The 12,870-nt window shown below is 45.9% G+C and carries 14 protein-coding genes; 7 read left to right on the forward strand and 7 right to left on the reverse strand.

Annotated elements, in window-relative coordinates; translation table 11 throughout:
* Positions 1-51: 51 nt before the first annotated feature.
* On the reverse strand, positions 52-537 hold the full coding sequence (locus tag ACOGW3_RS01345; RefSeq protein WP_419901445.1) for an ATP-binding cassette domain-containing protein: 486 nt from the start codon (positions 535-537) through the stop codon (positions 52-54).
* The gene (locus ACOGW3_RS01350) at positions 538-1,770 is read right to left on the reverse strand and encodes an ISL3 family transposase (RefSeq protein WP_419901077.1); all 1,233 of its coding nucleotides are present in this window, start codon (positions 1,768-1,770) and stop codon (positions 538-540) included.
* Here ACOGW3_RS01350 and ACOGW3_RS01355 point away from each other — a divergent pair.
* The gene (locus ACOGW3_RS01355) at positions 1,757-1,909 is read left to right on the forward strand and encodes a hypothetical protein (RefSeq protein WP_419901308.1); all 153 of its coding nucleotides are present in this window, start codon (positions 1,757-1,759) and stop codon (positions 1,907-1,909) included. The two genes, ACOGW3_RS01350 and ACOGW3_RS01355, sit on opposite strands and share 14 nt — an antisense overlap.
* Here ACOGW3_RS01355 and ACOGW3_RS01360 read toward each other — a convergent pair.
* Both ACOGW3_RS01360 and ACOGW3_RS01365 read right to left on the reverse strand, forming a co-directional pair.
* Positions 1,841-3,682, reverse strand: coding sequence for a type I secretion system permease/ATPase (locus ACOGW3_RS01360; protein WP_419901309.1), 1,842 nt, complete (start codon positions 3,680-3,682; stop codon positions 1,841-1,843). The genes ACOGW3_RS01355 and ACOGW3_RS01360 overlap by 69 nt on opposite strands.
* 408 nt (positions 3,683-4,090) lie before the next feature.
* A complete protein-coding gene (locus ACOGW3_RS01365) occupies positions 4,091-4,480 on the reverse strand; it encodes a c-type cytochrome (protein ID WP_419901310.1) in 390 nt (129 codons plus the stop codon).
* Positions 4,481-4,619: 139 nt separating this feature from the next.
* On the opposite strand from ACOGW3_RS01365, the gene tnpA reads away from it, so the two are divergent.
* Positions 4,620-5,054 carry an IS200/IS605 family transposase gene (tnpA, locus tag ACOGW3_RS01370; RefSeq protein ID WP_419901154.1) on the forward strand — a complete coding sequence of 145 codons (435 nt, stop codon included), beginning with the start codon at positions 4,620-4,622 and terminating at the stop codon, positions 5,052-5,054.
* A 388-nt stretch (positions 5,055-5,442) separates the two neighbouring features.
* Here the strand turns inward: tnpA and ACOGW3_RS01375 are convergent, their stop codons facing one another.
* Positions 5,443-6,675: an ISL3 family transposase gene (locus ACOGW3_RS01375; RefSeq protein ID WP_419901077.1), complete on the reverse strand. Its 1,233-nt coding sequence runs from the start codon at positions 6,673-6,675 to the stop codon at positions 5,443-5,445.
* Between ACOGW3_RS01375 and ACOGW3_RS01380 the strand changes: the two genes are divergently transcribed.
* Positions 6,662-6,796 (forward strand): hypothetical protein, encoded by a 135-nt coding sequence (locus tag ACOGW3_RS01380; protein ID WP_419901311.1) that lies wholly within the window; start codon positions 6,662-6,664, stop codon positions 6,794-6,796. The two genes, ACOGW3_RS01375 and ACOGW3_RS01380, sit on opposite strands and share 14 nt — an antisense overlap.
* Positions 6,797-6,802: 6 nt before the next feature.
* Here the strand turns inward: ACOGW3_RS01380 and ACOGW3_RS01385 are convergent, their stop codons facing one another.
* The gene (locus ACOGW3_RS01385; RefSeq protein WP_419901077.1) at positions 6,803-8,035 is read right to left on the reverse strand and encodes an ISL3 family transposase; all 1,233 of its coding nucleotides are present in this window, start codon (positions 8,033-8,035) and stop codon (positions 6,803-6,805) included.
* Between ACOGW3_RS01385 and ACOGW3_RS01390 the strand changes: the two genes are divergently transcribed.
* Positions 8,022-8,174, forward strand: a complete 153-nt coding sequence (locus tag ACOGW3_RS01390; RefSeq protein ID WP_419901312.1) for a hypothetical protein — start codon at positions 8,022-8,024, stop codon at positions 8,172-8,174. The genes ACOGW3_RS01385 and ACOGW3_RS01390 overlap by 14 nt on opposite strands.
* 14 nt (positions 8,175-8,188) lie before the next feature.
* Here ACOGW3_RS01390 and ACOGW3_RS01395 read toward each other — a convergent pair whose 3' ends face one another.
* Positions 8,189-8,854 (reverse strand): HAD-IA family hydrolase, encoded by a 666-nt coding sequence (locus ACOGW3_RS01395; protein ID WP_419901313.1) that lies wholly within the window; start codon positions 8,852-8,854, stop codon positions 8,189-8,191.
* A 291-nt stretch (positions 8,855-9,145) separates the two neighbouring features.
* On the opposite strand from ACOGW3_RS01395, the gene glmU reads away from it, so the two are divergent.
* Genes glmU through ACOGW3_RS01410 form a run of 3 tightly spaced genes read left to right on the forward strand, consistent with a single transcriptional unit; the run spans position 9,146 to position 12,855 of the window.
* Positions 9,146-10,567 (forward strand): bifunctional UDP-N-acetylglucosamine diphosphorylase/glucosamine-1-phosphate N-acetyltransferase GlmU, encoded by a 1,422-nt coding sequence (glmU, locus tag ACOGW3_RS01400; protein ID WP_419901314.1) that lies wholly within the window; start codon positions 9,146-9,148, stop codon positions 10,565-10,567.
* A 5-nt stretch (positions 10,568-10,572) separates the two neighbouring features.
* A complete protein-coding gene (glmS, locus tag ACOGW3_RS01405; protein ID WP_419901315.1) occupies positions 10,573-12,396 on the forward strand; it encodes a glutamine--fructose-6-phosphate transaminase (isomerizing) in 1,824 nt (607 codons plus the stop codon).
* Positions 12,397-12,399: 3 nt separating this feature from the next.
* The gene (locus ACOGW3_RS01410; RefSeq protein WP_419901316.1) at positions 12,400-12,855 is read left to right on the forward strand and encodes a GNAT family N-acetyltransferase; all 456 of its coding nucleotides are present in this window, start codon (positions 12,400-12,402) and stop codon (positions 12,853-12,855) included.
* Positions 12,856-12,870 lie beyond the last annotated feature (15 nt).

Genomic DNA, 12,870 nt, shown 5'->3' on the forward strand with positions numbered 1-12,870 from the left:
AATATCTGGATTGTTCATATGAGAACAGGAAGAAAACGGGGAAGCGGGGGACTACCCCGCATTTGCACGAATCTGTCCCTGTTTCAATGCTTCCAGAACCTCGGCTTTAGGTCCGTCGGCGACGATACGGCCGCTATCAACAATAACCAAACGATCAACCAGTGTGAGAAGAGAGCTCCGGTGTGTAACAAGAATAAGCGTCTTGCCGACAACTGCCTTGGTGAGACGTGCTTTAAACGCAGCCTCAGAGGAGTTATCCATACCGCTGGTTGGCTCATCCAATAATAATATCGGTGGATCGAGTAACATCGCCCGGGCAATAACCACAGCCTGTCTTTGGCCGCCGGATAGTGACATCCCGCGTTCGCCAACCTGTAAATCAAATCCGTGAGGATGGGTTTTTAGGAAGTCTGTTACACCCGCGATAGAAGCCGCGCGAAGAATTGTTTGGTCATCAATATGGGGCGCACCAAAGGCAATGTTCTCTTTGACGGAGCCAAAGAAAAGATAGGCACTTCTCCGCTTTGTTGAGTAGATTTAGGATTTCAAATAGAGCATAGATTGATTATCTGGAATGGATGATTGTCTAATTTTGAGTTTGAAGTATTCGGTATCCTTGATGCCTCTGGCTCGCTTACGGATCATTCCTATACTGACATTACCAGCCTCTATCCTGGCGCTTGTGAGCTTGTGTTTGGCGTAGTTGCAGATGCCCACACAATGTTTCCGTAGGGATTTCGCGAACTTTTTTAGATAGAGCATCTGTGACTGATCTGCTATCAGGCACCAACGTTCCAGTTGCTCCGCCATCGCCTCAAATGAAGCGGCACTCCACAGCAGCTGAAGCTGTTCTTTCAAGACGTAAAGTGCATTCAGGTTGCTATTGCTCTCCAGCAACCTTTGCAGCTTGTCACTTTGTTTTTCACTCAACTTATCCGCATTTTTGAGCAACAGATAATGTGTCCCTTTCATCAACTCTTTACCACTTGGATCGGCCTTTCTGAACTCAAGTCGACGCTGATTATGGATAGCTTTGCTGTAGTTTTTCATGACGTGGAAACGGTCAAATACTATGTCGGCCAACGGCAAGGACTCTCTGACAGCCTTTTGGTAGGCAGGCCCCATATCCATCGCTACGGCCTTTATTTTGCAGGCTGTATCTGGTTGCAGTTGTTTCAAAAACCTTGAAAAAACCTCGGCAGTTCGGCCTGCTTCAACCCAGATCAGATGACCGCCAACCATATCGTAGACCACCGTCATGTAGTCATGACCTTTCGCCCGGGCAACTTCATCTACACCAATATATTCCAAGCCAGTTAGCTCTGCAGGATCAAGCGTAGGGAGAGTTTCAATAAGGTATGCCCTGTCGATATTCTTGACCGTTTCCCATCGTATATCCAAATGTCTGGAAACCGCTTGAATAGACATATGCCGACATAATCCACTGATCAGTCGGCAAAATCGGTGAGTGAAACGGCACCCTTTATCAACAAAATCACACCCCTCAATGCGGCGTTCGCCCTTGTTAATATAAACCTGCGCCAGCTCAATCTCGACCACACAAGGATACCCAAAAAGGGGGATGTCGTTTACTTGTCGGCGGACATGCTGGTTGATGCTTCCCTTCTGGCCTGTAGCAGGGTCTATAGCCCTCCTACGCGCGTCTCGGCTGCAGTGAATGACAATCTTAACACCGCCGTCATCCAGTTTAATTTCATTTACACGTTGCCCTTTGAGGCCTAAAATATGCTGCGAGATGTTGATTGTCATATACCTGCTCTATGTAAAGTTATCAGAAACCATACATATCAACAGGTTACTTGGCGGTCGGCATCTTTTTCTACTCAACAAAGCGGAGAAGAGCCAAAAGATAGTTATCTTGGGAAACGTAACCGATGTTCCGACGTAAATCAGCTGGGTCGATTTGGCGTATATCCGTGCCATCGGCAAGAACGGAACCTTCATCCGGATCATATAGACCCAGGCACAAACGAGCGATTGTTGATTTTCCCGAACCAATACGGCCAAGAACACCCACGCGCTCACCGGGTTTGATTTTAAGGCTGACCGCATCAAGGGCCTTAATTTCCTGGCCGGGATAGTTAAAGGTTACCTTCTTAAGTTCCATCTCACCACTTAGTCTTGGACGGTGCAGATAGGATTTATCCTCTGATCTCTCAACTTCGGAATTCATGATGTTATCGAGTGATTTCAACGCCACGCGAGATTGTTGTAGCCGTGTCAGCATCCCAGCAATCGTGCCAAGTGGTGCCAAAGCGCGGCCGCTGAGCATGGTCGATGCAACCAATGCACCCATGGTCATTTCTTTTTCGATAATCAGGAACACGCCCACAATAACAACGACGACGGTTGTCATTTGAATAGCAAGTTGGGCAAACGTTGTTGAAATACCTGAAAGTAATTTTGCTTTACCAGCTGATTCTGCTGTTAGACCTACAAAACGTTCCCATGACCGCTGGATACGTCCTTCGGCTGCTGTTGTTTTGATGGTTTCTAGGCCATCGATGGTTTCAACCAACAAAGCATGTTTCTGACTTGATTCCTTATGGGTTTTCTCGATCACTTTTCTAAGTGGTATTTGAAGGAAGACACCCACCAAAATCACGACAGGGACCACAACCAATGGCACAGCTGCGATTTGCGGTGCGGCAACGATTGAGATGATCCAAATGAAGAGGAAGATAAACGGTAAGTCGATCAAGGCGACCAAAGTACCTGAAGTGAAAAAGTCACGCAGTGATTCAAATTCACGGAGGTTGTTGGCCATAGCCCCAGTAGATGGGGGTTTGTTGGAAAGTTTCATTGCCATCAATTGTTCTAGCAATCGGCTGGCAATGAGAACGTCAGCATTTTTACCCGCGACATCTACTAGATAGGTCCGCAGGTTTTTCATAATAAATTCGAATAAGAATACAGTCGCAACGCCTATCGCCAATACGGCCAGGGTCGCACTCGCGCCATTTGGAACAACGCGGTCATATACGTTCATAATGAACAGCGGACTTGCGATCGCAAACATATTGATCAGGATCGAAGCCAACATAACGTGACTGTAGATAGGCCAGAATTTGAGCAGGGTTCCCCAGAACCAAGCTTTTGGTTTCTTCAGCTGAATATCTGATGCGCGGGAATCAAATTTATACTCTGTGCGGGCAAATATGGCATAGCCGGTGAACTGTTCTTGTAGTTCATCTAGAGGCAGTTCTTTTTGTCCTCGGCCTTCAGGAATGGCAATCGTTGCCTTGCCGAGTTTTGTGTAATTAAGAAGGATACAAGAACCACCATGTTTTAGAAGTAGGATACATGGCAGTGTAACCGGCTGAATCTCTTTGATCGTGGCACGGCGAACAGTACGTGCTGTTAGGCCTGCGCGTTCGGCGGCGCGGACAGCCAGATCAGGCGTAAATTGTGCTCCGCTGTGTGGTAGTCCAGCTTTTAGCGCTTCAACTGATATAGGACGCGACATCATGGATGCGAGCATGTAGACGCATTCTAGAAGAGGATCCTCAAAGTTTACAGATCCTGGATCTATTTGCCATTCAGCTTTTGGCGGTACTCCGCCTTCTATTAATTCTGATGCCTTGAGAGCAGTCACTTTTTGCTCTTCACTGGAACCTTTGTCGCCATCCATTGTTTGGCTCGCCGTGTTCTTTGAATTCATTATACCCCCGTGTCCCCCGAGTTATTTCAGGTTACCCTACGGGAGTGCAGGGGCCTGACTGTAGCAACGATATATCACATTAACCTTAATATTTATCTTACATTGACGGTTTAAGGTTAACGAATAGTTGAATGCATCCCCAAAAGATCTACGGCTTAGGCAAACAATCCTAATTTTGTCAGGATTTAAGCCAGAGATTCGATAGGGATTCTTTCAACTTTTGGTTAATATCATATTTATGGGGCTAGGCCAAAAAACATACGCAGTATTCTTAATCAGCAAAAGCTTGAATAATGAAATTCAAGCTTTTGCCCAGGGTATATCTAGCGGGATGTTTAGCGCCAACACCAAATAAAGATCCCTCTAGAGGATTTAATGTTGGGATTCGCGGTTGTAAAATGAAGTAATTTACTTGGCAGTGACCTCGCCAAGATAAGCTAAGAGATCTTCGATTTGCTTTTCTTTCTTCAGGCCGCCAAATGACATTTTTGTCTTTGGGACAAATTTCTTTGGTTTGGTCAGGAATTGGGTAAGGTTTTCTTCTGTCCAGGTAATTCCAGACGCTTTCATTGCCTTGGAATACTTGTAACCTTCAATACTTGCTGCTGGTCGGCCAATAAGTCCCGTGAGATCGGGCCCGATTTTGTTTTTGCCAATGGCATGGCATGCTTTACATTTATTGAAGACTTTTTTTCCTGCGACAGGATCTCCGGCGAGGGCTGATCCTGAGCCTAGACTAATTACAACAGCCATGCCCAAGATAGCATGTGAAATTCCTGATTTGATTCCCATCGACATAATATTCTTTATCTCCTGTTCGCTGAGTTAATTTAATCCGGTAAACCCCCGGCTATGCCGGGGGACTCTCAATGGTTTGACCGTTCCCACGGTCTTACATTTCTTTGTTTATTGACCAAAATAACAAAGGAATTAGCCGATGAGAGATTACAAAAGCCTTGCACATACGAGATGGGATTGTAAATACCACGTGGTTTTCATCCCTAAACGCAGGCAAAAAGTTATCTATGGCAACCTACGTCAGTATCTTGGTGAAATTTTCCATGAACTGGCCGGGCATCGCGAAAGTAAGATTGAGGAGGGCCATTTGATGCCGGATCACATTCACATGTGTATCAGCATACCGCCCAAACATGCTGTTTCAAAAGTCGTTGGATACCTAAAAGGAAAAAGCGCGATTGCCATAGCTCGAAAATTCAAAAATAAAGCACGGAATTTCAAGGGTGAAAATTTTTGGGCCCGTGGATATTTCGTCTCAACTGTAGGGCTCGATGAACAGATGGTGAGGGAGTATATCAGAACGCAAGAAGAGCGTGATAAGTACTTTGACCAAATGGATATATTCAATCCATAACCGCTTTAGCGGTTCCCAATTTGCCCCTTTAAGGGGCTCACCCGCTTAAGCCCCCGGCTTTGCCGGGGGTCATTTAACTTCTCGGATTTTGTATCCCAGTGTTTTTTTATCAATGACGACTTAGTCGAAAGCGATTTAAGGTCTCGCTTTTGAAAGCCCGACATGTGATTTGAGATGGCATGATGGAGAGAAAATAATTAACTGTCTGTAGCTTCTCTCGAACAAGTGATGGGCTGAGAGAAAACGTTATTGATGCTTGGACAATAAAAAAAACCGAGCTAGAGAGCTCGGTTTTTTTATTTTAATAGAAAGATAGATCAGCTGTTCTCTTTGAGGTAAGCGAGTAGATCTTCAATTTGTTGGCACTTCTCCGCTTTGTTGAGTAGATTTAGGATTTCAAATAGAGCATAGATTGATTATCTGGAATGGATGATTGTCTAATTTTGAGTTTGAAGTATTCGGTATCCTTGATGCCTCTGGCTCGCTTACGGATCATTCCTATACTGACATTACCAGCCTCTATCCTGGCGCTTGTGAGCTTGTGTTTGGCGTAGTTGCAGATGCCCACACAATGTTTCCGTAGGGATTTCGCGAACTTTTTTAGATAGAGCATCTGTGACTGATCTGCTATCAGGCACCAACGTTCCAGTTGCTCCGCCATCGCCTCAAATGAAGCGGCACTCCACAGCAGCTGAAGCTGTTCTTTCAAGACGTAAAGTGCATTCAGGTTGCTATTGCTCTCCAGCAACCTTTGCAGCTTGTCACTTTGTTTTTCACTCAACTTATCCGCATTTTTGAGCAACAGATAATGTGTCCCTTTCATCAACTCTTTACCACTTGGATCGGCCTTTCTGAACTCAAGTCGACGCTGATTATGGATAGCTTTGCTGTAGTTTTTCATGACGTGGAAACGGTCAAATACTATGTCGGCCAACGGCAAGGACTCTCTGACAGCCTTTTGGTAGGCAGGCCCCATATCCATCGCTACGGCCTTTATTTTGCAGGCTGTATCTGGTTGCAGTTGTTTCAAAAACCTTGAAAAAACCTCGGCAGTTCGGCCTGCTTCAACCCAGATCAGATGACCGCCAACCATATCGTAGACCACCGTCATGTAGTCATGACCTTTCGCCCGGGCAACTTCATCTACACCAATATATTCCAAGCCAGTTAGCTCTGCAGGATCAAGCGTAGGGAGAGTTTCAATAAGGTATGCCCTGTCGATATTCTTGACCGTTTCCCATCGTATATCCAAATGTCTGGAAACCGCTTGAATAGACATATGCCGACATAATCCACTGATCAGTCGGCAAAATCGGTGAGTGAAACGGCACCCTTTATCAACAAAATCACACCCCTCAATGCGGCGTTCGCCCTTGTTAATATAAACCTGCGCCAGCTCAATCTCGACCACACAAGGATACCCAAAAAGGGGGATGTCGTTTACTTGTCGGCGGACATGCTGGTTGATGCTTCCCTTCTGGCCTGTAGCAGGGTCTATAGCCCTCCTACGCGCGTCTCGGCTGCAGTGAATGACAATCTTAACACCGCCGTCATCCAGTTTAATTTCATTTACACGTTGCCCTTTGAGGCCTAAAATATGCTGCGAGATGTTGATTGTCATATACCTGCTCTATGTAAAGTTATCAGAAACCATACATATCAACAGGTTACTTGGCGGTCGGCATCTTTTTCTACTCAACAAAGCGGAGAAGAGCCAATTTGGCACTTCTCCGCTTTGTTGAGTAGATTTAGGATTTCAAATAGAGCATAGATTGATTATCTGGAATGGATGATTGTCTAATTTTGAGTTTGAAGTATTCGGTATCCTTGATGCCTCTGGCTCGCTTACGGATCATTCCTATACTGACATTACCAGCCTCTATCCTGGCGCTTGTGAGCTTGTGTTTGGCGTAGTTGCAGATGCCCACACAATGTTTCCGTAGGGATTTCGCGAACTTTTTTAGATAGAGCATCTGTGACTGATCTGCTATCAGGCACCAACGTTCCAGTTGCTCCGCCATCGCCTCAAATGAAGCGGCACTCCACAGCAGCTGAAGCTGTTCTTTCAAGACGTAAAGTGCATTCAGGTTGCTATTGCTCTCCAGCAACCTTTGCAGCTTGTCACTTTGTTTTTCACTCAACTTATCCGCATTTTTGAGCAACAGATAATGTGTCCCTTTCATCAACTCTTTACCACTTGGATCGGCCTTTCTGAACTCAAGTCGACGCTGATTATGGATAGCTTTGCTGTAGTTTTTCATGACGTGGAAACGGTCAAATACTATGTCGGCCAACGGCAAGGACTCTCTGACAGCCTTTTGGTAGGCAGGCCCCATATCCATCGCTACGGCCTTTATTTTGCAGGCTGTATCTGGTTGCAGTTGTTTCAAAAACCTTGAAAAAACCTCGGCAGTTCGGCCTGCTTCAACCCAGATCAGATGACCGCCAACCATATCGTAGACCACCGTCATGTAGTCATGACCTTTCGCCCGGGCAACTTCATCTACACCAATATATTCCAAGCCAGTTAGCTCTGCAGGATCAAGCGTAGGGAGAGTTTCAATAAGGTATGCCCTGTCGATATTCTTGACCGTTTCCCATCGTATATCCAAATGTCTGGAAACCGCTTGAATAGACATATGCCGACATAATCCACTGATCAGTCGGCAAAATCGGTGAGTGAAACGGCACCCTTTATCAACAAAATCACACCCCTCAATGCGGCGTTCGCCCTTGTTAATATAAACCTGCGCCAGCTCAATCTCGACCACACAAGGATACCCAAAAAGGGGGATGTCGTTTACTTGTCGGCGGACATGCTGGTTGATGCTTCCCTTCTGGCCTGTAGCAGGGTCTATAGCCCTCCTACGCGCGTCTCGGCTGCAGTGAATGACAATCTTAACACCGCCGTCATCCAGTTTAATTTCATTTACACGTTGCCCTTTGAGGCCTAAAATATGCTGCGAGATGTTGATTGTCATATACCTGCTCTATGTAAAGTTATCAGAAACCATACATATCAACAGGTTACTTGGCGGTCGGCATCTTTTTCTACTCAACAAAGCGGAGAAGAGCCTTTTTCTTTTACTATTCACCCTAAATTTTAGCTGTAGGCGGTAATGTCGCACTTTAGTTTAGAGGGAGCTGAGTGTGTTCTCTAAGTCGAGAAAGCTATCGATAACGGCGTCAGGATTTAGGGCGCGTGCTGCATCCGTACCATAGCCATGGGTGAAAAGTACGGATGGAATACCAGCATTTTGTGCCGCTAGAACATCGTTTACCCCGTCTCCGAGCATGATCGCATGATCAGCTTCAACGTTTATTTCTTGGAGTAAATTTAGAATATGAGCTGCATGAGGTTTTTTAACTGAATAACTATCACCACCAACAGCCTTTTCAAAAAGCTCATCTAATTTGAATATATCAATTAACTCTACTGTTGGGGCATAGGGCTTGTTGGTGCAGATCACCAAGCGCCAGCCCTGAGCCTTGAGCTTGATAAGTGTTTCTAATACGTGGGGATAAAGGCAAGTTTCAACTGCAAGATTTTCATCGTAAATGGCTAGAAATTTTTCAACCTTTTCTTTTAGACTTGCTTGAGTAAGGGGCTCACCCGTTGCTGCATATCCTCGTTCAACAAGCTTTGTCGCGCCATCTCCGATCATGTTTGTCACTTCGGCGAGGTCAGGCTCTCTTCTCCCTTCGCTTTTTAGTAACTTTTGCAGGGAGAGGGCAAGATCTGGTGCACTATTAATGAGGGTGCCATCTAGATCAAATACCAATACATTGCGTTTCGCCATTATATAAAACCAGACATTCATAACTAAATTTGGGATTAGAGGCTAAACAGCATGGTTTTATGACGCAAGACAAGAGTAACGTCTTTCCTATAATACCATTGAAACAATTAGTAATAATTTGTAACACGCAGAAATAATTGGTGATTTGAGAGAGGTGAGGCTTTATGGCATTTATTGGCAGCTACAATTTTGCCTGATTCTTTCCTTACTATTTGTTGTAATAGTTGATCCTGTGGAGTGCAGAAGGTAAGCACAGGGTCTATCTTCGCGATTAGTGACTTTTGAGGACCAATGAGTAAACGTAAACTAGCCGTAATCGTTCTGGCCGCAGGCCAGGGAACCCGCATGAAATCGAAAATGCCAAAGGTCTTACATGCCTTGGCAGGAAAGCCGATGCTTTCCCACGTCTTGGGAGGTGTTGAAAAGCTCTCTCCTGAGAGGGTTGTTGTGGTCGTGGGGCCCGACGCGAAATCGGTGGAACAAGTTGCGGTTCCACATAAGACAGTCGTTCAAAATGATCGTTTGGGCACTGGGCATGCTGTAAAGCAGGCTTTTGAAGCTCTTGAGGGTTTTTGCTCTGAAGGTGACCAAGCCGATATTATGGTGATTTTTGGGGATACGCCTCTTATCAGGTCTGAAACTTATGAACAAATGGTCGCTCTGCGACGTTCTGATACTGGCCCTACGCTTCTTGGACTTGCTTTTAAGCCAGCAGAAGCTGGTCGCTATGGTCGGGTAAAACAAGATGAGCAAGGTCGCGTTATTGGAATCATTGAACACGCCGACGCAAGTGATGAAGAAAAAGAAATCGATCTTTGCAATGCCGGCATACTTTTAGGTGATGGGCCAACGGTATGTCGCCTGATCAACCAACTGGATAACAATAATGCTCAGGGCGAATATTATCTTCCCGTAATTTTCGATTTTGCTTATGCAGAAGGATTGGAAACTCGGGCGGTAGAAGCTAGCGAAGAGGAGGTTATGGGTATCAATTCACGCCTAGAACTCGCCGCGGCGGAACTTGTTTTACAAAAACGACTACGTGAAGAGGCTATGGCGCAAGGGGTTACATTAATAGATCCTTCTACGACATGGCTTTCGATAGATACCAAGTTCGGCCGGGATATCATTATCGAACCGTCAGTTTTCATTGGTCCTAATGTCGTGATAGCTGATGATACAACGATTAAAGCCTTTAGCCATATTGAAGGCGCCACAATCGGAGAGGCTGCTATAATCGGCCCCTACGCACGATTGCGCCCAGGAACTGTCATAGGACGTGGCAGTAAAGTTGGTAATTTTGTTGAGACTAAAAACGCTGTCCTTGATGATGGTGCCAAGGTCAATCATTTGAGTTACATCGGCGATGCAGAAGTTGGTGCAAAGGCCAATATTGGTGCTGGTACAATTACATGTAATTATGATGGTTTCAACAAATGGAAAACCACGATCGGTGAGGGAGCCTTTATTGGCTCGAACACGGCTTTGGTTGCGCCGGTTGATATTGGCGCAGGAGCCATCGTGGGCGCAGGTAGTACTGTGACCAAATCCGTAGCCGATGATGCTCTAGCTGTCGTCCGTGGGCGACTACTTGATAAGGCTGGCGCTGGAGCAAGTTTCCGTGCCGGTCGGAAAAAAATCAAAGAGAAAAAATTGGCTGATCAGAATTCAGGTCACAATTCAAACAAGAACAACGAAGATAATAAAGGCTAAGGACTATGTGTGGAATTATCGGTATTATCGGCACCAAGCCTGTTGTTCCTTTGTTACTGGATGGCTTAAAACGTTTGGAATATCGTGGATATGATTCCGCCGGGATCGCGACACTTGTAGAGGGTGGCTTAGAGCGTCGTCGTGCACAGGGCAAACTGATTAACCTCCAAAATCGTGTTGAAGAAGAACCTTTGAGCGGGATGACGGGTATTGGTCACACTCGCTGGGCAACACACGGTCGTCCAAATGAAGTTAATGCTCATCCGCATGCCAGCGATCTTGTATCTCTTGTTCACAACGGCATTATTGAAAATTTTCAAGAGTTACGTGCCGAGTTGGATGCTAAAGGGCAAACCTTCACGACGGAGACGGATACCGAAGTCGTTGTTCATTTGATATCAAGTTATCTTCGCGATGGTTTGTCGCCTGAAGAGGCGGTGCATACCACCTTAAAGCGTCTAGAAGGTGCGTTTGCGCTCGCAATTGTTTTTGCTGGGCGTGAAGACCTGATGATCGGCGCACGCCGAGGAAGTCCTCTTGCTGTCGGTTATGGTGATGGTGAGATGTACTTGGGCTCTGATGCTCTTTCTCTATCTCACCTTACGGATCGTATATGTTACCTTGAAGAGGGTGATTGGGTTGTTCTGGATAACGATGGTGCCACTATTCGAGATCTCGAGGGTAAGCTTCTTAATCGAGAGGTGATCCAAACAGCTGTATCTGGTGCCATGGTGGGTAAGGGACAGTACCGTCACTTCATGCAGAAAGAGATTTACGAACAGCCTGCTGTAATTGGGGATACGCTTCATACTTTCTTTAACCCACTGGCGCGATCAATTCAGCTGCCTGAGTTTCCGTTTGATCTCGCGGATATTTCCAGGCTGACGATTGTGGGTTGTGGGACAGCGTCACTTGCTGGGATGGTCGCGAAATATTGGCTAGAGCAAGAAGCTCGTCAGTTGGTTGAAGTCGACATTGCTTCAGAGTTTCGCTATCGTGAAGCGCCTCTTCCTGAAAAAGGTGTGAGCCTGTTTATCTCGCAATCTGGCGAGACCATTGATACGCTTGCTGCACTTCGCTATGCAAAATCGCAAGGTCAAAAAATTATATCTGTGGTCAATGTTCCTGAATCTACTATCGCCCGTGAATCAGACATGGTGTTGCCAACACTCGCCGGTCCTGAGATCGGGGTTGCATCAACCAAAGCCTTTACCACACAGCTCACGGTTCTTGCTTGCCTTGCAATAGGTATAGGACGGGCCAAAGGGACCATAAGCGCAGAACGTGAGGCTGAGCTCTCCACTGCGTTAACAGAAATTCCAGCGCGTGTTGCAGAGATACTCAATACCGACGATACCATACGCAAAATTTCAGCAGACGTCAGTGAAGCACGAGATGTGCTCTATCTTGGTCGTGGGAACTTGTACCCCATGGCGATGGAAGGAGCGCTGAAGCTTAAAGAAATTAGTTATATCCATGCGGAAGGATATGCTGCAGGTGAGATGAAACACGGACCGATTGCTCTGATCGATGAGAACGTTCCTGTTATTGCCTGTGCCCCAAGTGGCCCTCTGATGGAGAAAACGATCTCTAACCTTCAGGAAGTACATGCCCGAGGTGGTCAGATTATTCTTTTCTCAGATAAAGAAGGCGTGGAACGTGCAGGTGATATCGCCAAACATGTGGTTGTTTTACCAAAGGTAGATCCATTTGTTGCACCAATACTCTACGCCCTTCCGATACAGTTGTTGGCTTATCATACTGCCGTTATCAAAGGAACCGACGTGGATCAGCCGAGGAATCTCGCTAAATCTGTAACCGTTGAATAGGGTATGAGCGAGACCGTATCTATCATACGCGCTGATGAGCATAACGTTCATGAAGCTGCTGGAGTATTTGATCTATTTCGTCAGCACTATGGCGAAACGTCCGATTATAAGACCTGTGTCGAGTTCTTGGTTGATCGGCAAAAAGCTACAGAATCTATCGTGTTTTTCGCTAAAGATCATGATGGTGACGTTGTTGGCTTTACCCAACTCTATCCGATATTTTCTTCAGTGCCTTTTCGACGAGACCTGTTTTTAGGCGATTTATTTGTCGTAGAAACCGCACGAGGTAATGGTGTTGGGCGGAGGCTACTTGAGGCCGCAAAGAAATACGGAAATGAGGTTGCGTCTAAAGGTATTCTCTTAACTACGGATATAGAGAATGCCAACGCTCAGGAGCTCTATAAATCTTTTGGGTTTGAGCCTGATACAGGAAATCGCTATTATTATCTGACCCTTTGATAGGGCCTTGTTCTA

This window comes from Kiloniella sp. (assembly GCF_965205715.1).
GTDB lineage: Bacteria > Pseudomonadota > Alphaproteobacteria > Kiloniellales > Kiloniellaceae > Kiloniella.